Genomic DNA, 23,212 nt, shown 5'->3' with positions numbered 1-23,212 from the left:
GCCCAATGATGCTCGGGGCCTGCTACCACCGGGTAGCAGGCCCCGAGCATCATTGGGCACCCGCCTCGCCGCGACAAGGGTCAGGACGGCAAACACGTTCCGTACAGGGCGGGTCAGGCCGAAGTCGACTCCCCTGAAGCCGCGTTCGCCCGCTCGCGCGTGCAGCTCGCGGCGACGGTGTCGGCGAAGGCCAGGACGGATGGGGCGAGGGCGTCCCAGCGGCGTGCCGCCCAACCGACGGCGAGCGGGGGCAGGTCGGGGACGGGGACGAACCGGAGCTGCCCGTCGGCCGGGGCCCGCAGTCCCGGGACGGCGGGGACGACCGTGTGTCCGAGGCCGAGTTCGGCGAGGAGCAGCGCGGTGTCCCAGTCCGCCACGCTGGTGTCCGAGCCCACCCGGACGCCCAGGGCGTGGAAGGCCGCGTCCAGCCGGGCGCCGGACAGGGAGTTGGGCGGGAGCCGGACCAGGTGGAGGCCGGTGAGGTCGGTGGCGTCGACGGCGGGCCGGTCCGCGAGGGGGTGGTCCGCGGGGACGGCGAGCACCCAGGGCAGGTCGACCACCGGCCGTTGCTCGATGCCGGGCACCGGTGGGCCGATGGTGACCCAGGCCAGGTCGAGGGTGCTCGCCAGGAGGGCGTCGAAGCAGCGGCGGGTGGAGGTCTCGGTCCGGAACTCCAGGCTCACGTGGGGGTGTCGGCGGCGGAAGCCGACGATCGCCCCGGCCATGAAGTGCCGGACGGTCGCGCCGCCGGTGCCGACGCGCACGGATCCCCCGTCACCGACGGCCAGGTCGGCGAGCCGGCGCAGGGCCCGGTCCAGCCCTCCGATGCCGTCGGCCGCGGCCTCGTAGAGGACCCGGCCGGCCTCGGTGGGCGCCACCCCGCGGGGCCTGCGCTCCAGCAGCCCCACTCCCGTCTCCCGCTCCAGCCGCTTCACGTGCTGGCTCACGGCGGACTGCGTACGGCCCAGTTCCCGCGCCACGCCGCTGAGGCTGCCGGTCCGGCACACGGCCACGAACACCCGGAGGTCGTCCAACGTCACAACGCCCAAGCTAGAGCTTGGGCTTGGCCAAGGAAACCCCAGGATTGACTGAACTCCCGGCCGGGCGGCACGATCGTGGTGGGCCCAGGCGGCAACCCTGTCCGGCGGCCGCGTCGCCCGGTTCCGGAGCCGGACCGCGAACGCCGGACGGGTGCCGACCGTCGACCGTCCTCCCTTCCGGGGCAGCGACCCGTTGTCAGTGGGCGCGCGTAGGGTCGTGGCATGGAGACGATCACGATCATCCCGGGGGACGCCACCGTTCCCCAGGCCAAGGGGCCGAAGATCATCGCGCATGTGTGCAACGATCTCGGCGGCTGGGGCAAGGGCTTCGTACGGGCCGTCTCCCGGCGCTGGCCGGGACCCGAGGCGGACTACCGCGCCTGGCACCGCGACCGCGCCCGGAACGACTTCGGCCTCGGCGCCGTCCGGCTGGTCCAGGTACGACCCGACACCTGGGTCGCCAACATGGTCGCCCAGCGGGGCATACGCACGGGCAGCGCGGGCGTCCCCCTACGCTACGACGCCCTGGAGCGCTGCCTGACGGCACTGGCCGACCACGCCCTCGCCCTGGGCGCCTCCGTGCACATGCCGCGCATCGGCTGCGGGCTGGCGGGCGGGAAGTGGTCGCGCGTGGAGCCGCTGATCAGTCGGGCGGTCACCGCCAGGGAGGTGGCCGTGACGGTGTACGACCACGGCTGAGCGACGTACGGCCGAGTGATCTCACGGCTGCGCGACTACGCCGGTGCCTCGGTGCTCTCGGGGGAGGCCGGTGGACTCGCGGGGCTCAGAGGACCCGAGGGGCTCTGGTGGCTCAGGGGGCTCGGCGTGAAGGTGACCGGGAGGGATTCGGGGCCGCGGAGGCCGCCGGGGCGGTAGGGGATCCGGGCCGGGTCCACGGCCAGGGCGAGGTCCGGGAGCCGGCGCAGGACGGTGCCGATGGCGATCTGGCCCTCCAGGCGGGCCAGCGGCGCGCCCAGGCAGTAGTGCACGCCGTGGCCGAACGCGAGGTGGGCGTTGTCCTTCCGGGTGATGTCCAGGCGGTCGGGGGCGGGGAACCGCGCCGGGTCCCGGTCGGCGAGCGCCGATCCGATCAGCACGGTCGCGCCCCGCGGCACGGCCACGCCCGCGAGCTCCAGGTCCTCGCGCGCGAACCGCGCGATGCCGGGGTTGACGGGGCCGTCGTAGCGGAGGAACTCCTCGATCGCGCCCGGCAGCAGCTCGGGGTCGGAGCGCAGCAGGGCGAGCTGCTCGGGGTGGGCGAGCAGCAGGGCGATGCCACCGCCGATCAGGTTGACCGTGGTGACGTAGCCGGCGACCAGCAGCAGGAACGCCATGGCGACCAGCTCGTCCTCGGTGAGCCGCTGCTCCTCGTCGCGGGCCGCGACCAGGGCACTGAGCAGATCCTCGCCGGGCCGGGCCCGTTTGGCCTGGACGAGCCCCACGAGGTAGGCGTGCATCTGCTTCCACGCCTCATTCATGACGGCAGGGTCGGGCAGTTCGGGGCCCCGCATGATCATGCGGTCGGTCCAGGCCTGGAAGTCGTGCCGGTCGTCGTACGGCACCCCGAGCAGCTCGCTGATCACCGCGACGGGCAGCGGCAGCGCGAGGTCGGCGACGAGGTCGGCCCGCCCGGTCGGGACGACCGCGTCCAGCAACTGGTCGGCGACGGACTGGATCCGGGGCCGCAACGCGGCGACGCGCCGTGCCGTGAAGGCCTTGGAGACCAGCCGGCGCAGCCGGGTGTGGTCGGGCGGGTCGCTGCGGAGCATGGTGCTGAGCATCGACTCGCGCTCGGTCTCGGGCAGCTGCGCCAGCAGCCGCGGGTCCGAGGCGTCGCGGACGTCGCTGCTCAGCCGGGGGTCGGACAGGGCCGCGAGCGCGTCGTCGTAGCGGGTGACGAGCCAGGCCTCCAGTCCGCCGGCGATGACGACGCGGCGCACCGGGCCGTCCTCGCGCAGCTCCCGGTACAGCGGGAACGGGTCCGCGAGGAAGGCCGCGTCCGCGTAGGGAAGGAGCACCGACTGTTGCTGCTGCTCGCTCATGACGCCTCCAGGCTGCCGCGACCGCGCTACTGCTTCCTCTTCTCCATGCTCCCTGTCCGGGGCGATGCTATATGCCCTGCTCTCCCTGGATGTCGGTTTCCGGTCACGTCGAGGGAAGGGTGGTGCAGTGGCTCCGGGGGCGCCGGCGGCCGGCATGGCCAGGATCCCCCGCTCCCGTTCGGTGGCGGCGGCGCGGATCAGCCGGTTCCGGTGGCCGGGGTGTCGCTACGGCCCTACGCCCGGCCCGGAGCCCGCAGGCCGGACAGGAGGACGTGGAGGGCGAGGTCGGTGGCCTCCGGGAGGGGGGTGTCGTCGAGGAGGCCGCCTACGGCCAGGGTGGCCAGGCCGTGGACGGTGGAGAACGCCACCTGGGCCAGGCGGACCGGGTCGCCGGTGCGGACGGTGCCGTCCTGCTGGGCCTCGGCGATCAGGGCGGCGGCGATGTCCAGGGCCCGGTGGCCGAGTTCGCGCAGGGCGCCCCCGGGGCGGGCCTCGTGCTTGGCGGCGAACATCAGCTGCAGCAGCGCGGCCCGCTCGACCGCGAAGCCCACGTACGCCTGCCCGAGCGCGGCCAGGCGCTGCTCCACGGGCCCGGGCCCCTCGGCCGCCGCCTGGAGCCGTGCGTTGAGTGCGGTGAAGCCGTCGACCACGAGCGCGTCCAGGACCGCTTGGCGGTCGCGGAAGTGGCGGGTCGGGGCGGCGTGGCTCACGCCCAGGTCGCGGGCGAGGCCGCGCAGCGAGAGCGCGGCGGTGCCCGATTCGGTCAGGACCACCTCGGCCCGTTCCAGCAGGGCGGCCCTGAGGTTGCCGTGGTGGTAGGAGCCTTCGGACACTGCGCTCTCCTCGATGCGTCGCCGATCAATGTTGGCGGTTGACTACAATGTTTGCGGATGCCTACATTGATGATGTCGCACCGTGGGGCGACAGAAGTGGAGCAACCGACGTGTCCAGCATCTCCTACCGGGGGACGACAGCCCTCATCACCGGTGCCAGTGCGGGCCTCGGCGAGGAGTTCGCCCGTCAGTGGGCCGAGCGCGGCGCCGACCTCGTCCTCGTCGCCCGCCGCCTCGACCGGCTCCAGGCGCTCGCCACCGACCTCGGGAAGACGTACGGCATCACCGCCACCGCCATCGCCGCGGACCTGACCCGGCCGGGCGCCGGCGCCGCGCTCCGGGCGGAGCTCCAGGAGCGGGGCATCGGCATCCAGACCCTGATCAACAACGCGGGCTTCGGCAGTCACGGCGCCTTCCTGGAGCAGGAGCCCCAGCAGATCGCCGACATGATCCAGCTCAACATCGGCGCGGTCGCCGAGCTGTCCCGGGTGTTCCTGCCCGACCTCGTGGCCGACGGCCGGGGCGCGCTGGTGAACGTGGCGAGCGCGGCCGCCTACCAGCCCACCCCCGCCATGGCGGTCTACGGTGCGACCAAGGCCTTCGTGCTGCACCTGACCGAGGCGCTGGCGTACGAGAACCGCCGGTCCCCGCTGCGCGTGCTGGCGGTCTCGCCCGGGCCGGTGAGCACCGAGTTCTTCGACGTGGTCGGCACCCGGGACGCGGCGGTCGGGCGCATGGCCACCCCGGCCCAGGTCGTGGCGGCCACCCGCCGTGCGCTGGAGCGCCGCAGCACCCCTCCGAGCGTGGTCGCCGGGCTGGCCAACCACCTGTCGACCCTGGCCTCCCGGCTCGTGCCGCGGCGCGTGGCACTCACCGTCGCGGGGCACGCCCTCAAGGCCTGACCACCCCCCACCCGGCCGGCGGCCGAAGCCCGCGCACCGGGTGGCCGGCGAGGCCGCGCCCCCCGCGCCGCCGCGCCCGCCGGGCGCCGGCCGCCGTCGGGGAGAAGCCGCACCGCCCCGTGCTACGTCGCCTGGAGGGCCAGGGTCGGGGAGAGGCGTGCGGCGCGGACGGCCGGGTACAGACCGGCCAGGGAGCCGATCACCAGGGTGGAGGCGAAGCCGCCGGTGACCGCCCAGAGGGGGACCACCCAGGGGAGGTCCCCGCTGCGGGCGTAGACGGCAGTGGCCACGGCGCCGAGGGCGATGCCCGCGAGGCCGCCGAGCCCGGACAGCATCAGGGACTCCGTGACGAACTGGATGCGGATCTGGCCCCGGGTCGCGCCCAACGAGCGGCGCAGGCCGATCTCGTGGCGGCGCTCCAGCACCGAGATGATCATCGTGTTGGCCACGCCGACCCCACCGACGAGCAGAGCGATGCCGCCCAGACCGAGCAGGAGCGTGCTGAACGCCCCTTCCGTGGCGGCCTTCGCCTGCAGGGCCGCGGACGGGTCGGTCACCGAGACCGTGCTCGGGCTCTGCGGGTTGGCCGTCCGGGCGATCAGGGCGCGTACCTCCTCGACCCGGTCGTCCGCCGAGCGTTCGTAGACCGCGGTCGGGTGGCCGTCGAAGCCGAACTGTTCCTCGGCGGCCTGCCAGCCGATCAGTGCCGAGCGTTCGATCTCGGGCGCCAGCGGGACCGCGTCCAGGATGCCGATGACGGTGAAGTACCGCCCTCCGATGAACACTTGACCGCCGGCGCCGCTGATGCCGAGCCGCTCGGCGGTGACATGGCCCAGCACCACGGACGGGTAGCGGGAGGTGGCGTCGTTCAGCCAGGTGCCCGAGCGCATCCTGGCGCGCAGGACTCCCGGGAGATCGTCCTTGACCGCCTTCAGGGCGATCCCGCCGGTCTCCTCCTTGGGGATCTTCTCCGAGCGGCGGACCGACTCCGGCACGTCGCCCGTCGTGCCCACCGACCGCACCCCGTCGATCCGGGAGATCATCCCGGGGGCCTCCGCGGGGAGCTTGGTGTCCTGGCCGGCGAACATCGACCGGCCCGGGGTGACCACCAGCATGTTGGTGCCCAACTTGTCGAGTTCCTGGAGGAGTTTGGCCTGGCTGGACGAGGACACGCCGACCACGGCGATCATCGTGGCGATGCCGATCGCGATGCCGAGGGCGGACAGGAACACCCGCATCGGGCGGGACCGCAGCCCGGCCGAACCGACGTGCAGGACGTCACGGGGGCCGAGCCGGGGCGGCCGTAGCCGGGGCGTCGTCATGGCGCCTCCCCGGCCGCCGCCCGGTGGCGCCCCTGCTGGTGGCGCCCCGGCCGGTGCTCGCCCGCCCGGGTGTGCCAGGCGTCGGAGACGATCTCGCCGTCCCGGATCCGTACGGAGCGCGGCAGGCTCGCGGCGATCTCCTGGTCGTGGGTGATCACGGCGATGGTGGAACCGTCCGCGTTCAGCTCGCGCAGCAGGTCCATCACCGACCGTCCGGACGCCGTGTCCAGCGCGCCCGTCGGCTCGTCCGCGAGCAGCAGGTCCGGCTCGCCGGCCACCGCCCGGGCGATGGCCACCCGCTGCTTCTGCCCGCCGGACAGTTCGTGCGGCCGGTGGTCCATCCGGTCACCGAGGCCTACGCGCTCCAGCGCGGCCTCGGCCCGACGGCCCCGCTCGGCCCGGGAGAGGCCGCAGTAGAGCAGGCCCTCGGCGACGTTGGCCCGGGCACTGATGCCCGGCACGAGGTGGAAGGACTGGAAGACGAAGCCGACATGGCGGGAGCGCAGCGCGGACAGGGCGCGGTCGGACAGGGCCGCCACGTCGTGCCCGGCGATGGCGACCCGGCCGGCGCTCGGCCGGTCCAGCGTGCCGACGATGTGCAGCAGGGTGGACTTCCCGGAGCCGGACGGGCCGACGATGCCGAGGAGTTCACCGTCCAGGACGGTCAGGTCCACCCCGCGCAGCGCCTGGACGCCGCCCGGGTACTCCTTGGTGACACCGGTCAGCTCGACCACCGGGCGGGCGTGCGAGGAGTATGCGGCGCGTGTCGTCGTCATGAGGCCGGCACCCCCACCTGCATGCCCTCCTTCAGGGCGTCGCCCTTGACCTCGACGCGGCCCTGGCCGAACATGCCGAGTTCCACCGGGACCTCCCGTGCGGTGCCGTTCTCCACGACCTGGACGCCGAAGCCGCCGCCCGCGAGGGCGATCAGGGCGTTGACGGGGACCGAGAGCACGCCCTTGCGGGTCTCGCCGGTCAGCCGGACCGAGACCGGGGACTGGTCGGGGCCCTTGACCTGGGCGGCGTTGTCCAGCGTCACCGTGATCTGGACCTTCGGCTTCCCGTTCCCGCCGCCCCCGCCCCCGCCGCCGCTCCCGCCCCCGGAGCCGGAGCCGCCGGCGCCGTCGCCGTCGGGGTTGGCGGTGCTGCCGACCGAGTCGATCTTCCCGGTGGCCGTCCCGCCGCCCGGCAGGGTGACGGTCACCGGGTCGCCGGTCCGCGCCGCGCCCGCCTTGGCCGCGTCGAGCGGGAAGCGGACCATCCGCTCGGTGCCGGTCAGCGTCAGCACGGGCTTGCCCGGTCCGGGCTCGTCGCCGACCTGGGTGTCGTTGCGCTGCACCCGCTGCGGCCCGGAGGCGAAGGCGATGTCCTCCTTGCCGACCTCACCCGTCTCGGACATCTTGTGGGCCTTCTGCCAGCGCTTGACCGCCGTGGCGGTGCCGGCCGTGAAGGTGCCGTCCTCGGGGTCCAGGCCGGTGCCGTACCCGAGGGCGACGAGGTTCCGCTTGAGCTGCTCGACGTCCTCGCCCTTGTCGCCGGCCTTGAGCTGCCGGTACATGGGCGTGGCCCCGTACATCAGGCGGACCGGCCGGCCGCCGACCTCGTAGAGCTTGCCGTCCCGTTCGACGGCGGTGCCCGCGCCGGCGGTCCAGGTGACGATGCCGGGGCCGCCGGCGTTCAGCTTGCGCTCCTGCGCGTAGCCGAGGGTGCCCTCGACCGTGAGGCCGGAGCCGAGGTCGCCGCGCCGGACCGGTTCGGTCCGCTGCGGCAGTCCGTCGGTGCGCCGGTCCGTGTCCGCCGCCGGGTCCGCACGGGGCTGGGCGGTCACCGCGTAGCCGCCGCCCGTGGCGGCGACGACCACGGCGAGCGAGCCCAGCAGCCACTTGCCGCGCCGGTTCACGCGGCCTGGCACTTCTTCTGGGCCTCCTCGAAGGCCTGTTCCTGCCCCTGCGGTATCTGGATGCCGCTCATCGCGTTCCCCTTGAACTCCGGGTCCGGGACGTTCACACCGTGCTCGCGCATGCACTTGGCCCACTTCAGGGCCTGGTCCTTCTGCTCCTGGGGCATCTCGCCGGTGCCGGGGGCCTGCATCCCGCACGCCTCGAACGCCTTCTTCAGCGCCTCCGGGTCCTCGCTGCCGCCGCCGAGGGTCATACCGCGGGGGTCCTGGCCCGGCTGGGGGTCGGGGGCGTCGATGCCGTGCTCGCGCAGGCACTTGCGTACCTTGAGGGCCTTGTCCGCGTCCTGGCCGGTGGTGCCGTTGCCGCCGGCGCCGCCGCCCTTGCCGGAGGCGCCGGCGTTCTGCTGCGAGGCGTCGTTCTTCGTGCCGTCGGACTTCGTGCCGTCCGAGGAGCCGGTTCCGGTGCCGGTGCACGCGGCGACGAGGAGGGTCAGGCCGGTGACGACGGTGGCCGCGGTCATGGTCATGCTCGTGGATCGGTTCATGGGGCGGAGCCTGCCGGGAACGGCGGTTTCGCTTCTTTCACCGATCATGTTTATGACGAGGAAATGCGCCTTTCGAGTAGAGAGGAGCCATGCGAGTTCTGGTGGTGGAGGACGAGGAGTTCCTCCGGGAGATGATCGCCGAGGGGCTGCGCCGTGACGCGCTGGCCGTCGACGAGGCCGGCGACGGCCTGGAGGCGCTGCGGCGGCTGCGGCTCGGCGAGTACGACGTGCTCGTCCTGGACCGGGACCTGCCCGGGTTGCACGGGGACGAGGTCTGCCGCCAGATCGTGCGCGAGCGGCTGCTGACGCGGGTGCTGATGCTGACCGCCTCGGGGACCGTACGCGACCGGGTGGAGGGCCTCGGTCTCGGCGCCGACGACTACCTGACCAAGCCGTTCTCCTACGACGAGCTGCTGGCGCGGGTGCTGGCGCTGGGGCGGCGGGCGCATCCGGCGCTGCCGCCGGTGCTGGAACGGTACGGGGTCGCGGTGGACACGGCACGGCGGACGGCGACCCGGGACGGGCGGCGGCTGGCGCTGTCGCGGAAGGAGTTCGCGGTGCTGGAGGCGCTGCTGCGGGCGGAGGGGGCGGTGCTGGGCAACGACGACCTGATCGAGCAGGTGTGGGAGCAGGACACGTCGTACCGGACGAACGCCGTGCGGGTGACGCTCAGCAAGCTGCGGGCCAAGCTGGGCGAGCCGGCGCTGATCGAGACGGTGCCGGGGGCCGGCTACCGGATCGCCGATCCAGAATGAGTGCAATGCTCCGAATCATGAACAGCGCTCTCGCCAAGGCTTGGGCGAGGGCCCGCGGCCGGGTCCACGCTCTGGCCTGCGCCGGCGCAGGCCCGGGCGCAGGCCAGAGCGCAGGCCCGGGCGCAGAGAGAGCAGTGCTCCGTTCCGAGCGCGCCCGTCTCACCGCGCTGTACGGGACCCTGCTCGTCCTCGCCGGCGGCGGCCTGATCGCCCTGGTCAACGTCCTGCTGCGAGGTGGCCTGTACGCGCGCATCAGCGGAGCCGTGACCACCGCCGTGCCCCGCAGCGACGCGGAACGGGCCCCCGTCCAGGGCGAGGCCGCCCCCGTCCTGCCGGTCCCGGCCCGGTCGCAGCCGGCGGGCCGGACGCCGAGCCCGGAGGAGTTGCAGCAGTACGCGGTGACCCGGAACCTCTCCACCGCCGTGGAGCAGGCCACCCTGCACGAGCTCCTGCTCGTCTCCCTGGTCGCGCTCGCCGCCTTCGCCGTGCTGTCGATCTGGCTGGCCTGGTGGATGGCCGGCCGGGTGCTGCGCCCGGTCGGGGTGATCACCGAGACGGCGCGCCGCCTGTCGGGCGCGAACCTGCACGAGCGCATCGACCTCAAGGCTCCGCCGGGCGAGCTCAGGCGGCTGGCCGACACCTTCGACGGGATGCTCGACCGGATGGAGGGCCTGGTGGGCGCCCAGCGGCGGTTCGCCGCGAACGCCGCCCACGAGCTGCGGACCCCCCTGGCCGTGCAGCGGGCGGCGGCCGAGATCGGGCTGGCCGGGGACCCGTCGCCCGAGAAGGTGGCCCGGATCCGGGAGCGGCTCATCGGTGTCGCGGACTCCAGCGAGCACCTGATCGAATCGCTGCTGCTGCTCGCCGTGTCCGAGGAGGGCCTGGAGACCACCGAGCCCGTCGACCTCGCCGCCCTGGCCGAGGCGGACCTGGCGGCGACCCCGCACGAGGGGCTCAGTCTCCTCACCGATCTCGCTCCCCTGACCGTACGGGGCGACCGGGCGCTGCTGGACCACCTCATCCGCAACCTGCTGACCAACGCCGTGCGCCACAACCGCCCCGGCGGCCGCATCGAGCTGTCCACGACCCCGGCGGAGCCACCGCCCGCGGCCCGGACACGGATGCCGGACGCGGCCCGGCCACCGACCGCGGCCCGCACACCGGCCCCCGCCCGGCGGCCGGGCGGTCCGGGCGGCCCGGGCGCCCAGGGCGGCGTCCTGACGGTGTCCAACACCGGCCCGGTGATCGACCCGGCGGACGTGCCCCGGCTGCTGGAGCCGTTCCGCCGCCGCGCCGAACGCCGCCACACCGCGGGTGAGGGCGCCGGACTCGGCCTCTCCCTGGTCGCCTCGATCGCCCGGGCCCACGGCGCCGAACTCCGGGCGGAGGCGAACCCGGCACCCGGCGGAGGCATGACGATCCAGGTCCGCTTCGCGGCCGCGGAGGAGGCCGGGCCGGCCCTGTGAGGAGTCCCACCCTCCCTTGACCCCGTCCGGACCGGCTCCCTAGCGTCGACAGCATCGACGGGGGCGCCCACCGACGATGATGCGGCCCGTCCACGAAGAAGCGGCCCGCCCAGCAGCAGCGGCCCGGTCGCAGCAGAAGCCACCGCCGAACCGGCCGAATGGGGGATGAGCGGCCCCCCGGCCACTCCCTAGCCTGGACCCGACCCCACCCGACCCGACGGGCCCGACCGGCCCGCCCGCGGGTGGCCCGCGGGCCACCCGCAGCGACGAAGTGAAGGAAGACCGCGTCCATGGGCATGACCAGCAGTTCCGCGCGCCGTCGACGGACGGTCGCCGCCGTGGCGGCCACCGCCCTCGGCCTCCTGGCGGCGGCCGTCGCGCCGGCCGCCGTCGCCGCCCCGGCCGTCGCCGCCCCGGACGCCTCCTCCCCCGACCGTCCCCCGTCGACGACCACCTCCGGTGCGGTCCCGGGCACGTCCGCCGTCCCGCAGGGGATCTCGCGGCTGGCCCAGGGCACGGGCCGCGACATCGCCATCACGATCGACGACGGTCCCGACCCGGTCTGGACCCCCCAGGTCCTGCGGGTGCTGCGGCAGAACCACGTGAAGGCGACGTTCTGCCTCGTCGGCACGCGGGCCCAGGAGCATCCCGAGCTGGTGCGCGCGATCTCGGCCGACGGGCACCAGCTGTGCGACCACTCCGTCGATCACGACGTGACGATGGACCACAAGCCGGTCGCCTACCAGCGGCAGCAGATCCTGGACGGCAAGACCATGATCGAGAAGGCCGTGCCGGGCGTCGCCGTCACCTACTACCGCGCGCCGGGCGGCGCCTTCACGCCGGAGAGCCGCGCGATCGCCGCGGCGAACGGGATGCGGCCCCTCGGCTGGAGCGTGGACCCGAAGGACTGGAGCCGCCCGGGCCTGGCGGCCATCGTCGACGCGGTGGAGAACAAGCTCCCCGAGCGCCCGACGGTCCTCTTCCACGACGGCGGCGGCGACCGCAGCCAGACGGTGGCTGCCCTCCAGCAGTACCTCCCCTGGCTCCGCAGCCAGGGCTACTCCTTCACCTTCCCCACCCGCACCACCCCCTGAGGCCCTGAGGCACAGGCGGCGCAGCAGACCCGGCAGGGTCGTCAGGCCCGTCAGGGTCGCAGCGACTCCTCCGGCGGGCGCTCGCGCAGGGCTCCGTAGGCGATGAAGTAGGCCGGGACGCGGTTGAGCCAGCGGGAGTCCGTGATCAGTTCGGTCAGGCGCTTCGCCTTGCGGGGGTCGTCGAACGCGGACCGGCCGGCCAGCAGCGGGGCGATGACCTGGGTGTGGGCGAGGCGCTGGAGGCCCTGGGTCGCCACGGTGGTGGGCCAGCGGCGGTGCTGGAAGCGGCGTACGTCGCGGAGCCCGACGGTGCCTTCGCGCAGCGGGCGCACCAGGTACCGGGCGGCGGCCACCGCGTCCTGGACGGCGAGGTTGATGCCGATGCCGAAGACCGGTGACATGGCGTGGGCGGCGTCCCCGAGGCACAGCAGGCCCGGGCGGTGCCAGCGGCGCAGCCGGTCCAGTCGTACGTCGAGCAGCTTGACCTCGTCCCAGGAGGTCAGGGCGTGCGCCCGGTCGGCCAGCCAGGGGACCGCGTCCGTGAACTGGGCCATGAAACGCTCCAGGCCCTCGGCGCGGCGTTCGGCGTCGGTCCCCTTGGGGATGAGCCCGGCGATCTGCCAGTAGTCGCCCCGGTCGATCAGGGCCGTGAAGAACCGCTCCCCCAGGCCGCCGACGAGCCCGCTGGGGTCCTCCTCGTGGCGCGGCAGCCGGAACCACCAGGCGTCCATCGGGCAGGGGAAGCTCTCCAGCCCGAGCTCGGGCAGTTCCCGGGCCAGCGAGCCCCGGCCGTCGCAGGCCACGGTGAGCGTGGCCCGCAGCTCGCCCGTGCTGCCGTCGGCGGTCCGGTAGCGCACGCCCGTCACCCGTCCGCGCTCCATGAGGAAGGACGTCGCCTCGGTGTCCATGCGCAGCCGGAACGAGGGTTCCCGGCCGGCTTCGTCGGCGAGGAGGTCGAGCAGGTCCCACTGGGGCACCATGGCGATGTAGTTGTACTTGCCGTGCAGCGCACCGATGTTGCCGATGGTGACCAGCGAGCGGTCCTGGCCGATGGGCAGCTGCACCGAGGTGACATGGCGCTGCGGCAGCCGGGCGAAGCGGTCGGCGAGGCCCATGTCGTCGAGGAGCGCGAGGGTGGAGGGGTGCACGGTGTCCCCGCGGAAGTCCCGCAGGAAGTCGCCGTGCTTCTCCAGCACCGTCACCTCCACGCCGGCCCGGGCGAGCAGCAGTGCCAGGACCATGCCGGCGGGACCACCGCCCACCACGCAGCAGGTCGTTCGCTCCACGGCCACCACTCCCTTCGGCGGGCCTCGGACGAGCCCGAGTGACGTATACCGTAAGGGCGCGGTGGCGCAACGGAGACGGCGCCGTGCTTCGCCCGGCCGGTTCGGGGGCAGGGATGGCGGTGCCGTACACCCTGACCGACAGGAGAGCATCCGTGGCCAGCAGCACCGGCGCACCCGACCCTTCCGTGTCCTCCCCCTCCCCCCTGGACGACCTGATGTTCGGGCACATCCACTCCGCCGCCCTGCGGGCCGTGGTCGTGCACGGGGTGGCCGACCGTCTCGCCGAGGGCCCGCGCACGGCCGAGGACCTCGCCCGGAGCACGGGAACGCACGGGCCGTCGTTGCGCCGGGTGCTCCGGCTGCTCGCGGTCAAAGGACTGTTCCGGGAGGACGCACAGGGTGCCTTCGCGCTGACGGAGGCCGGCCGGCCCCTGCGCTCCGACGTGCCCGGCTCGCAGCACGCGGCCGTACTGATGATCACCGACCCCATGATGGGCCGGTCCGCGGAGGGACTGCCGGAGACCGTACGCACCGGGGACTCGGCCTTCGAGGCGTCCTACGGAATGTCGTTCTTCGAGCACCTGCTCAAGTCCCCCGAGGACCGGGCCGTGTTCGACGCCGGGATGGCGTCCCTGTCGGGGACGGAGGACGAACGGGTGGCGCAGAGCTACCCGTTCCCGGAGACCGCCCGGGTGGTCGACGTGGGCGGTGGACGCGGGGGCTTGCTGCGGGCCGTGCTCGCGGCCGGGCCCGGACTGTCCGGAGTGCTCTTCGACCAGCCGGCCACGGTCGCCGAGAACGTGCTGGACCACCCGGACACGGCGGGCCGCTGGCGCACGGAGGGCGGTGACTTCTTCACCGCCGTCCCGTCCGGCGGCGACATCTACGTGCTCAAGCACATCCTGCACGACTGGAGCGACGAGGACTGCCTGCGCATCCTCGGCGCGATCCGCCGGGCGGCGGCACCCGGCGCCCGGCTGCTGGTGGTGGACGCGGTGCTGCCCGAGGGCAGCGCGCCGCACCCGGCGGTGGAGCTGGACGTGGTGATGCTGATGGCCGTGCAGGGCCGCGAACGGACCGCGGCCGAATTCACCGCCCTGCTGGAGCAGTCGGGCTTCACCCTGCACCGCATCCTCCCCACGCCGGCCCTCCCCTCGATCGTCGAAGCCGTCGCCGTGTGACGGGCCGGGGACGGGGCCGGCGCCGCCGTCGGCCCCCGCCACGCACCCGTCACTCCCCCGTCACGCCTCCGCGGGACCGTTGCGGTCGGCGGACGTGCTGCCGGTCCAGGAGCGCCAGAGGGCCGCGTAGGCGCCGTCGGCCGCCAACAGCTCCTCGTGGCTTCCCAGTTCGACGATCCGGCCGGCGTCCATCACCGCGATCCGGTCGGCATCGCGGACGGAGTCCAGCCGGTGGACGATCGAGATGACCGTGCGGCCCTCGATCAGGGCGGCCAGCGAGCGTTCGACGCGGCGTGACGCGGTGGAGTCCAGCAGGGCGGTGGCCTCGTCCAGGACCAGGGCGTGCGGGTCGGACAACAGCAGCCGGGCCAGGGCGAGTTGCTGGGCGTGGGACGGGGAGACGGGGGCGGCGCCGGGGCCGATCTCGCTGTCCAGGCCGTCGGACAGCGTGCGGACCCAGTCCGCGAGGAGGACGGTCTCCAGCGCCTGCCACAGGCGGGCGTCCCCCGGCCCCTCGGCCCCGGCCGGGCCCGGCCCAGCGGCCCCCGGGCCCTCGGCCCCGGAGCTCTCGGCGGCCAGGGTGAGGTTGTCCCGTACCGTGCCGGAGAACACGTGCTGTTCCTGGGTGACCAGGACGATCTCCCGCCGCAACTGCCGCACCGGCAGCCCGGCGACGTCGGCGCCGCCGATCCGGACGGTCCCCCGGGTGGCGTGGTGGACCCCGGCGAGCAGTTTCCCGAGGGTGGACTTGCCCGCGCCCGAGGCGCCGACGACCACCAGCTTCTCGCCCGGGGCGATGGACAGGTCGATGTCGGTGAGGACCTCGCGGCCCGGGCCGTAGCCGAAGCCGACGCCTTCGAGGCGGAGGGCGTGCCCGTCCAGCCGGGCCGGCGGGCGCGGCTCCTCCCTGGGCAGCCGTTCGACACCGAGGATGCGGCGCAGTGCGGCATTGCCGATCTGGAGCTCGTCGGTCCAGGTCAGCAGGTCGTTGAGGGGCTCGCCGAGGGCCTGGACGTAGAGGACCACGGCGGTCAGTTCCGCGAGTCCCACCTCGCCGCGCCGGTAGGCGAGGCCGCCGATGAGGAGGGTGAGCGCCATCGGGACCATGGTGGCCAGGTCCAGGCTCGGGAACCAGATGGTCTGCAGCCAGGTGGTGCGCTGCCGGGTGCGGACCACCTGGTCGACGGCCGTGCCGTGGCGCCGGACCTGCCGGGGGCCGAGCCGGAGGGCCTCGACGGTGGCGGCGCCCCGGGTGCTCTCGTGGGTGACGGCCAGCACGTCGGCCTCCTGCGCGAGCAGGCGTTCGTACGCGCGGGTGGCACGCGGCCGGTACCACCACGTGGAGAGGGCGGCGAACGGTACGCCGGCCAGCAGGCCGAGGGCGAGCAGCGGCGAGGTGAGCAGGATGGCCGCGAACGTGAACACCAGGGTGACGGCGGCCAGGGCAATCCGCGGGACGGCCTGGCGGATGCTCTCGTTCAGCCGGTCGGCGTCGTTGGTGGCCCGGCTGAGCAGGTCGCCGGTGCCGACGGCCTCCACCTCGGACAGGGGCAGCCCGAGGACGCGGCGGACGAAGTTCTCGCGGGTGCGGGCCAGGACGCGTTCGCCGAGCAGGGCGGCCTGCGTGCGGGCGGCGCGGGCGAGGAGGGCGTGGGCGACGAGGATGCCGGCGAACGTCAGGGCGAGGGCGTCGACCCGGCCGGTGGTGGTGCCGTTCTTGAGGGATTCGACCAGGTGGCCGAGCAGCCGCGGGCCGATCAGGCCGGCCACCAGGGCAGCGGCGAACAGGCCGAAGGTGAGGGCCAGTCGGCCCGCCTCGGCCCGGACGAACGCGCTGGTCCAGACGCGGACCTCGGCCCGGCCGCGCAGGGCGGCGACCCGGTCGACGATGCGGGCCTCGGTGTGGGCGTCGACGGAGGCGGTGGGGTCCTCCAGGATCAGTACGTCGGGGGCCGCCAGCAGGGCACGGGCCAGGATCAGCCGCTGGCGCTGGCCGCCGGACAGGGCACGGCCGCCCTCGTCGAGCCAGGCGTCCGGTCCGCCGGGCAGCGCCGCGACGACATCGGTGGCGTCGGCGGCGAACAGGGCCCGGGCCAGGGCCTCCCGGGACCGGGCGGCCCCCGCCGTGAGTTCCTCCCGTACGGTGCCGCTGAAGAGGGTGTCGGCCGGTCCGGAGCGCAGCAGCCGCGCGGACAGCTCCTCGGGCGCCACCCGGTCCAGCGGTACGCCGCCCAGCCGGACGGGACAGGGGCCGGCGGCGGCCCCGGGCCGGGAGAGCCGCTCGGCGAGGGCGCCGATGCGGTCGGCGGGTCCGGTGACGACGGTGAGCTGCCCGGACCCGGCGGTGACGCCGCTGTCGGTGTCGGTGAGGTCGAGGGCGCCGGCGGGCAGCGGTTCGGGGTGGTCGGGCCGGGCGGCGTCCGGGGTCAGGCGCAGCAGGGTGCAGACGCGGCCGGCGGCGACCTTGGCGAGGCTGAGGGTCTCGGCGGCCTCGGTGGCGGTGCTCACGGGGAGGGTGAGGAAGGCGGAGGCGCCGTAGAACGCGACGAGTTCCCCGGCGGTGATGGTGCCGTTCAGGGCGAGGCGGGCGCCGAGCCAGACGATGCCGACGGTGACCAGGCCCGGCAGGAAGACCCCGGCGGCCTGGAGCCAGGCCTCCATCCGGCCGGCGGACTCGCCGGCCCGGCGGACCTGCTGGCTGGTGCGGCGGAAGCGGTCGGCGAAGGCGGCCTCGCCGCCGATGCCGCGCAGGATGCGCAGCCCGGCGACGATGTCACCGGCCTGGGAGGTGGCGACGCCCATCAACTCGCGCTGTGCCTCGTCGCGTTCCTGGAGGGGCCGCAGCAGGGGGCCGATGCTGAGGACGGCGGCGGGGACGCCGATGAGGACGGCCAGGCCGAGGACCGGCGAGGTGACGGTGAGCGCCACGGCCACCAGGACGGCGGCGACGACGGCGCCGACGGTACGGCCGATGACCTCGAAGGCGTTGCCGATGCTCTCCACGTCGGCGGCGGCGGAGGCCGCGACGTCCCCGGAGCGGGCCTTGCCGCGCAGGGTGGCGCCGAGCCGGACCACCTGGCGCATCAACACCCGGTGCGTGGTGGACAGGGCGTGGGCCTCGGCCCCGACGGCGGCCTGGATCAGGCCGGCCCCGGCGAGGGCCTGGAGGACGCCGAGACCGAGGGCGAGCAGCGACCACGCGTAGAGGCCGGTCGTGCCGGAGTCCTGCCCGGCCGCGTCGACGGCCCGGCCGATGACCAGCGGGACCAGGGCGAGGGGGATCATCCAGACCACACCGAGCAGGGCGGCGAGCACCAGCGGCCAGGGGCGGATGCGGACCAGCCACCACAGGTAGGCCCAGGGGCCGCAGGAGTCCGCCTCGGGGACGGTGGCGGGGTCGACGGAGGCGTCGAAGAGCCGGTTGCTCACAGGTACCGGCCCAGGGTGCCCGCGCGGTCGACCTTGCCGGTGCGGGTGTGCACCAGTTCGGGGACGGCGACGATCCGGTCGGGCACGAGGGGCGCGGGCACCGCCTGGCGCAGCAGCTCGCGCAGGGCCGCCGTCCCGCCGGTGCCACCGGTGCCTCCGGTGGCACCGCTGCCGCCGGACTCCACGGTGGCCCCGGCCGGCTCGCGGAGGACGACGAAGGCGACCAGGGCGGTGTGGTCGCCCTTGGTGTGGCCGGTCGCGGCGACGGCCGTGACGCCGGGGAGCCGGCCGAGGGCTCCTTCCACGTCCAGCAGGTCCACCCGGTGGCCGCGGATCTTGACCTGGTGGTCGATGCGCCCGTGGAAGAGGAGCGAACCGTCGTCGAGTTCGGTGACGAGGTCCCCGGTGCGGTACCACCGGTCGGTGCCGCGCTCGGGGTCGGCGGCGACGAACCGGTCCGCGGTCCGCACCGGGTCGTCCACGTACCCGGTGGCCAACTGGGGTCCTGAGAGCAGGAGTTCGGCGGGGCCGTGCGGGGCGTCCGGCCGGGGCAGCAGGGTCTGGCGTACGGAGGGCAGCGGGCGGCCGATCGGTACCCCGTCGGGGAAGGCGGCGGGCGCGCCGGGGCCGGCGAGCACGGCGCTGTGGGTGACCAGGGCGGTCTCGGTGGACCCGTAGGTGTTGAGCAGGACGACGTCGTCGGCGCCGAGGCGCCGCCACCGCTCCAGCATGTCCGGGCGGACGGCCTCGCCGCCGATCACGACGGTCTCGACCGACGCGGGCACGGTCCGCCCGGCGTCCAGCAGGTGGCCGGTCCACACGTGCCAGTAGTCGACGGGCAGGTTGACCAGGGTGATCTCGTGGTCGGTCAGGACCCGGTCGAGATCCGCCTCGCTGTCCTCGTCGAGGACGACGAGCCCGCCGGCCAGCAGGACCGGCAGGATCTCCTCCAGGCTGGTGTCGCCGTCCATGCGGTGGAAGTTGAGGGCGACGGTGCCGGAGCCGACGCCGTACTGCCGGCGCAGGTGGGACAGGACGGCGTGGAGTGCGCCGTGCGGGACCGCGGCCGCCTTGGGGGCGCCGGTGGAACCCGAGGTGAACAGCACGTACGCCGGGTCCTCGGCCCGCACCGGTTCGCCCGCCTCGCGCAACGGACCCCGTACGCGCCCCCAGTTGGGCCGCAGGACCCGGTCGACGGCGGGGAGCGCCTCCGTGCCCGCGGTGGCGATCAGCTCCCGGCAGCCCAGCCGGCGCAGGGCCGCGTCGGCGTGGCCGGCGGGGCCGGCGGCCACGGGGACGTAGCCGCGGCCGGCGGCGAGGACGCCGAGGACGGCCGCGATGTCGCGGACGCCGTGGTGGACGTGGACGGCCACGGGCGGCTGTCCGCCCGCCGGGCCACGGGTGGCCACGAGATCGGCCACCGCCCCTGCCCAGCCGGCCAGTTGGCCGTAGCCGATGGTCACTCCGTGGTCGACGACCGCGGGCCGGTCCGGGTCCGAGCGGGCGAGGGCGAAGAAGGGGTCGAGCAGGCTGGGCAGGGTCATGGCAGGGGTTTCCGGTCCGTCCGTGGGGCGGTCAGCGGCTGGGTGCCTGGGGGGCGGGTGGGGACAGGGCGGTGAGGAGGTCCGTGAGCAGGGCCCGGTGGCGGGCGGCGAGCGCACGGACGGTCTCCGCCCGGTGCAGGGCGGTGGAGTACCACCATTCGACGCGCAGCGTGCCGTCGTCGGTGGTGGCGATCACCTCGACCACGTGCGGGCGGACCCAGTGCGGTGCGGTGATGTCGCCGACCGGTTCCGGGGCCACCTCCGGCAGGAGGGTTCCCAGGGGCAGGGCGTCGCCGTCGTCGCCCTCGTAGTCGAACGAGACGTCGCTGGGCGGAGCGGCCCGCAGGGCGGCGGCGATCCGGGGCCGCCCGTGCCGGGCGAGGGCGCCGTGGCCGACGCCGCCGCCGGGGAGCGCCGCGAGGTGGCCCACGGTCCGGGCCAGGCGTTCGGCCGGGGTCCCGGGGGCCAGGTCGAGGCGGACCGGGACGGTGGTGGTGAACCAGCCGGTGGTGCGGGACAGATGGGTGTCCCCGACGGTCTCCTCGCGGCCGTGGCGCAGGACGTCCACCCGGACGGCCGGTGCGCCGAGCTTCTCGCCGAGGGCCTCCCCGAGGGCGTGCAGCACGAGGTCGCCGGGATGGGCCCGGTGGTCCCGGGCGGCGGCGTGGAGGCGGGCGGTGAGGGCCGGCGGGAACTCCTCCAGGTGGATGGCCGCCGTGGCCGCGGTGTTTGCGGCCCGGGGATCGCCCCCGGACCGTGGATCGCCCCCGGACCGGGGATCGCCCCCGGACCGGGGATCGTCCCCGGCCCGCGGGTCGCCCTCGGCCCGTGCCTGCGGATCGTCGCCCGCCGTCCCGGCCCCGCCCCGGTCCGGCGGCAGGGTGGCGGGGGTGCGGGCCACCTCGGTCCACCACTCGGTCTCGGCCTCCGCCTCGGGGGTGCGGGCGTGGGCGGCGAGTGCCTCCGCCCACTCCGGGTAGGACGTGCCCTCGGTCGGCCGTACGTCGTCGCGGCCGGCCTCCAGGGCCGTGTAGGTCTCCTCCAGGTCGGCCAGGATCACCGACCACGACAGCATGTCGACCGCGAGCTGATGGACGACGATCAGCAGCCGGCCGGGCCGGGAGGGGCCTGCGTCGAAGCGGACGAAGCGGGCCACGCGCCCGGTCGCCGGGTCCAGGGAGCGCTGCTCCAGCTCGCACCGCAGGGTGACGGCCGCGGACAGTTCGGCGTCGGCGAGTTCGGAGATCTCGACGGTGTCGAGGAGCGGGCCGAGGGCGTCCGCGGGCGGCCCGTCGACGGTCAGTGCCGCCGTCCGCTGCCGGGGCCGCCGGGCGGGCCGTTCCTCGACCGCGAGGCGCAGCGAGGCGTGGCCGGCGACCAGCCGCCGTACGGTCTCGGCGAACAGGTCGGGGTCGATGCCCGGCCGGGTGGTGAAGAGCATGGCCTGGTTCCACCGGCGGCGGTCGCCCGTCTGCTCCTCCCAGGCCTGTTCCTGGGAGGGGGTCAGGACTACCGGGCCGTGGGCGGTGCCGGGCGGGGCGGCCTCGGCGCCGCCGCGGCGGGCGGCCCGCTCGGCGACCAGTGCGGCCAGGGCGGCGGCGGTCAGCTCGGGCGTGAACAGCTCGCGCAGTTGCACCCGTACGCCGTAGGCGGTCTCGATGCGGCGGGCGGTGCGGATCAGGTCGATGGAGTCCACGCCGAGGTCGCGCAGCGGGGCGGTGAGGTCGGTGCCCGGGGTGAGGACCGCCTCGGCGAGCCAGTCGGTGAGCCGGGCGTGGATCTCGTCCGGGTGGGCCGGGGCGGTCACGCGCCGGCCTCCCCCAGGGCTCCGGCGGGGCGGCGTACGAGGAAGGGGCCGAGGGCCAGGGCGTCCAGGGGCAGCCGGTGGAAGGTGGCGAGGGCGTCGCGGGGGGTGCACACGACGGGTTCGTCACGGCCGTTGAAGGAGGTGTTCATGATGGCGGCGGTGCCCGTGCGGCGGCCGACCTCGCCGATGAGCCGGTGGTAGAGGGGGTCGACGGCGGCGGAGACGGTCTGCGGGCGGGTGGTGCGGTCGCTGTGGACCACGGCCGGCAGGGCGGCGGCGCCGGCCTCGGTGACCGGAGTGGTGACGATCATGTACGGCAGCGGGGTGGCGGTGCCGATCAGGGACTCGGCGACCTCCTCCTGCATGCTGGGGGCGAACGGGCGCCAGGCCTCGCGGTCCTTGATGCGGATGTTGACCCGGTCGCGGGTGGACTCGGGGTTCGGTACGGCGACCAGGCTGCGGTGGCCGAGGGCGCGGGGGCCGCCCTCGGCGCGGCCCTGGAACCATCCGGCGACCCCGCCGGCGGCCAGGACGTCGGCGGTGGCGGTGGCGATGTCCGCCGGTTCGGTGTAGGCGGTGCCGGTGGCCTCCAGGGCGTGGCGGATCTCGCCGGCGGACCACTGCGGGCCCCAGGCGACCGAGCCGGTCATGGGCCGGATCCGGTCACCCTCCTGGGCGGCGACCCAGACGGCGGCGCCCAGCGAGACGCCCTGGTCACCCGCGAGCGGCTGGACGAACAGGTCCTGGACCTCGGGCATCCGCAGGATCTTGCCGTTGAGGGTGGCGTTGAAGCCGACCCCGCCGGCGATCATCAGCGTGGTCTCGCCGGTCTCCCGCAGCAGCCCGCGGACCAGGCCCGTCACGGCCCGTTCCAGGGCGGCCTGGGCGGTGGCGGCGATGTCGCGGTACTCGAACGGGTCCCGGTCGGTGACCTTGGCGTAGCGGCCGGCGCGCGGGTCGAAGCGGCGTACGGTGCGGTTGGGGGCCTCCGGGAGGGTCTTCTCCAGGTGCTCCAGCCAGTACCGGACGGTGGCCGTCTCCTCGTCGGTGCTGCCGGTCGAGCGCAGGGCGGGCGGGACGACGCCGATGGTGAAGTCGTCGTCGGTGAAGTCGAAGGCGTCGCCGAAGGTGAGGTCGCCGGGGGTGCCGTAGGAGGCCAGGCCCATCATCTTGCCGGCGTTGTCGGCGCCGAGGCCGGCGTAGGCGCAGACGGCGGCGTAGAAGTAGCCGAGCGACCAGCCGGGGGTGTGGGCGCGCAGGGTCTTGATCCGGCCGTCGATGCCGACGGCGAGGGTGGTGCTCTCGTTCTCGCCCTGGCCGTCGAGGACGAGGATGGCTCCGCGGTCCCGTCCGGAGAGGTGGTAGGCGCTGGCGGCGTGGGCGACATGGTGGTTGACGAAGGTCAGCCGGGGGTCGCGGCGGCGCGGGAAGAGGGCCTTGGGCAGGAGGTGTTCGAGGGCGTCGGCGTCGCTGCCGAACCAGTCCAGGCCGCGGTCCGCGAAGAGCGTGGGCAGGTCCCACCCGTGGGCGACGACGTCGATGTCGTCCAGGGTGAGACCGCCCTCGGAGAGGCAGTAGGCGGCGGCGTTCAGGGGTGCCTCGCCGTAGGCGTGCTTGTTGCGGGTGAAGCGTTCCTCCTCGGCCAGGGCGATGACGTCGCCGTCCACGACGAGGCAGGCAGCACCGTCGTGGCTGGCGCCGGGCCAGCCGTTCACTCCGAGCACACGCATGGTCAGTCCCCAAGGGTCGGTCGTCGGGTCCGCCGGGCGCGCCGCGGGCCCCAGGGCGCTCGGCGGTTCCGGTCACGGCAACGGATCTTGGCGGTCCGCCGGGTTGTACACGACCTGGGAGTTTGTGCGGAGGTCCGCGGCGAATATCGCCGAGGCCGCCTTGAGCACGGCGTTGGCGTGCCGCAGTTCCTCGACCTCGCTGCGCAGCCGGCGCAGTTCGGCCCGCTCGTCGGCGGTCAGGGCGTCGGCGGCGAGCCGGCGTTCGCCGCCGACGCCCTGACCGCCGACGAGCGGGCCGAACTGCGCCGGCTGCGCAGCGAGGTCGAGGAACTGCGG

General features: G+C 74.8%; 18 protein-coding genes and 1 pseudogene. 6 read left to right on the top strand and 13 right to left on the bottom strand.

Annotated features, from left to right (window positions below):
• Positions 1–113: 113 nt before the first annotated feature.
• A complete protein-coding gene (locus EF918_RS15145; RefSeq protein WP_125645835.1) occupies positions 114–1,040 on the bottom strand; it encodes a LysR family transcriptional regulator in 927 nt (308 codons plus the stop codon).
• 222 nt (positions 1,041–1,262) lie between these two features.
• Here EF918_RS15145 and EF918_RS15140 point away from each other — a divergent pair, with 222 nt between their 5' ends.
• Entirely contained in the window at positions 1,263–1,739 is a 477-nt protein-coding gene (locus tag EF918_RS15140; protein WP_125645833.1) for a macro domain-containing protein, read from the top strand.
• A gap of 35 nt (positions 1,740–1,774) precedes the next feature.
• Here EF918_RS15140 and EF918_RS15135 read toward each other — a convergent pair whose 3' ends face one another.
• Complete coding sequence (locus EF918_RS15135) at positions 1,775–3,082, bottom strand: cytochrome P450 (RefSeq protein ID WP_125645831.1); 1,308 nt, start codon at positions 3,080–3,082, stop codon at positions 1,775–1,777.
• Between the two features lie 233 nt (positions 3,083–3,315).
• Positions 3,316–3,915: a TetR/AcrR family transcriptional regulator gene (locus EF918_RS15130; protein ID WP_125645829.1), complete on the bottom strand. Its 600-nt coding sequence runs from the start codon at positions 3,913–3,915 to the stop codon at positions 3,316–3,318.
• 110 nt (positions 3,916–4,025) lie between these two features.
• Between EF918_RS15130 and EF918_RS15125 the strand changes: the two genes are divergently transcribed.
• Entirely contained in the window at positions 4,026–4,817 is a 792-nt protein-coding gene (locus EF918_RS15125; protein WP_260610222.1) for an SDR family oxidoreductase, read from the top strand.
• Between the two features lie 122 nt (positions 4,818–4,939).
• Here EF918_RS15125 and EF918_RS15120 read toward each other — a convergent pair whose 3' ends face one another.
• From EF918_RS15120 to EF918_RS15105, 4 genes are read right to left on the bottom strand one after another with little or no spacing between them, the layout of a single operon-like run.
• Positions 4,940–6,139 (bottom strand): ABC transporter permease, encoded by a 1,200-nt coding sequence (locus EF918_RS15120; RefSeq protein WP_125645827.1) that lies wholly within the window; start codon positions 6,137–6,139, stop codon positions 4,940–4,942.
• On the bottom strand, positions 6,136–6,915 hold the full coding sequence (locus tag EF918_RS15115; protein WP_125645825.1) for an ABC transporter ATP-binding protein: 780 nt from the start codon (positions 6,913–6,915) through the stop codon (positions 6,136–6,138). Before EF918_RS15115 ends, EF918_RS15120 begins: the two co-directional genes overlap by 4 nt.
• Positions 6,912–8,051: a peptidoglycan-binding protein gene (locus EF918_RS15110; protein ID WP_125645823.1), complete on the bottom strand. Its 1,140-nt coding sequence runs from the start codon at positions 8,049–8,051 to the stop codon at positions 6,912–6,914. The genes EF918_RS15115 and EF918_RS15110 overlap by 4 nt, the downstream gene beginning before the upstream one ends.
• Positions 8,036–8,584, bottom strand: a complete 549-nt coding sequence (locus EF918_RS15105) for a hypothetical protein (protein WP_125645821.1) — start codon at positions 8,582–8,584, stop codon at positions 8,036–8,038. Before EF918_RS15105 ends, EF918_RS15110 begins: the two co-directional genes overlap by 16 nt.
• 89 nt (positions 8,585–8,673) lie before the next feature.
• Between EF918_RS15105 and EF918_RS15100 the strand changes: the two genes are divergently transcribed.
• From EF918_RS15100 to EF918_RS15090, 3 genes are all read left to right on the top strand, one after another.
• On the top strand, positions 8,674–9,339 hold the full coding sequence (locus EF918_RS15100; protein ID WP_125645819.1) for a response regulator transcription factor: 666 nt from the start codon (positions 8,674–8,676) through the stop codon (positions 9,337–9,339).
• Positions 9,340–9,473: 134 nt separating this feature from the next.
• On the top strand, positions 9,474–10,805 hold the full coding sequence (locus tag EF918_RS15095; protein ID WP_260610221.1) for a HAMP domain-containing sensor histidine kinase: 1,332 nt from the start codon (positions 9,474–9,476) through the stop codon (positions 10,803–10,805).
• Between the two features lie 290 nt (positions 10,806–11,095).
• Positions 11,096–11,899: a polysaccharide deacetylase family protein gene (locus EF918_RS15090; RefSeq protein ID WP_260610219.1), complete on the top strand. Its 804-nt coding sequence runs from the start codon at positions 11,096–11,098 to the stop codon at positions 11,897–11,899.
• 50 nt (positions 11,900–11,949) lie between these two features.
• On the opposite strand, the gene EF918_RS15085 is transcribed toward EF918_RS15090, so the two are convergent.
• On the bottom strand, positions 11,950–13,185 hold the full coding sequence (locus EF918_RS15085) for an FAD-dependent oxidoreductase (RefSeq protein WP_125645815.1): 1,236 nt from the start codon (positions 13,183–13,185) through the stop codon (positions 11,950–11,952).
• A 152-nt stretch (positions 13,186–13,337) separates the two neighbouring features.
• Here EF918_RS15085 and EF918_RS15080 point away from each other — a divergent pair, with 152 nt between their 5' ends.
• A complete protein-coding gene (locus EF918_RS15080; protein WP_260610217.1) occupies positions 13,338–14,366 on the top strand; it encodes a methyltransferase in 1,029 nt (342 codons plus the stop codon).
• 60 nt (positions 14,367–14,426) lie between these two features.
• Here EF918_RS15080 and EF918_RS38160 read toward each other — a convergent pair whose 3' ends face one another.
• The 5 genes and pseudogenes from EF918_RS38160 to EF918_RS36950 all read right to left on the bottom strand — a co-directional run.
• Positions 14,427–17,795 carry an ABC transporter ATP-binding protein gene (locus tag EF918_RS38160; RefSeq protein ID WP_125645811.1) on the bottom strand — a complete coding sequence of 1,123 codons (3,369 nt, stop codon included), beginning with the start codon at positions 17,793–17,795 and terminating at the stop codon, positions 14,427–14,429.
• On the bottom strand, positions 17,792–19,339 hold the full coding sequence (locus EF918_RS15070; RefSeq protein WP_125645809.1) for an AMP-binding protein: 1,548 nt from the start codon (positions 19,337–19,339) through the stop codon (positions 17,792–17,794). Before EF918_RS15070 ends, EF918_RS38160 begins: the two co-directional genes overlap by 4 nt.
• Before the next feature lie 31 nt (positions 19,340–19,370).
• The gene (locus EF918_RS15065; RefSeq protein ID WP_260610216.1) at positions 19,371–21,146 is read right to left on the bottom strand and encodes a condensation domain-containing protein; all 1,776 of its coding nucleotides are present in this window, start codon (positions 21,144–21,146) and stop codon (positions 19,371–19,373) included.
• Positions 21,143–22,876, bottom strand: coding sequence for a carbamoyltransferase C-terminal domain-containing protein (locus tag EF918_RS15060; RefSeq protein ID WP_125645805.1), 1,734 nt, complete (start codon positions 22,874–22,876; stop codon positions 21,143–21,145). The genes EF918_RS15065 and EF918_RS15060 overlap by 4 nt, the downstream gene beginning before the upstream one ends.
• A gap of 72 nt (positions 22,877–22,948) precedes the next feature.
• Positions 22,949–23,212 (bottom strand): annotated as a pseudogene (locus EF918_RS36950) (hypothetical protein); the annotation flags it as partial.

It is taken from the genome of Streptomyces sp. WAC06614, assembly GCF_003949795.1.
Classification (GTDB): Bacteria; Actinomycetota; Actinomycetes; order Streptomycetales; family Streptomycetaceae; genus Streptomyces.
The sequence above is the reverse complement of the archived record's forward strand: the minus strand, read 5'-3'. Positions and strand labels throughout refer to the sequence as shown.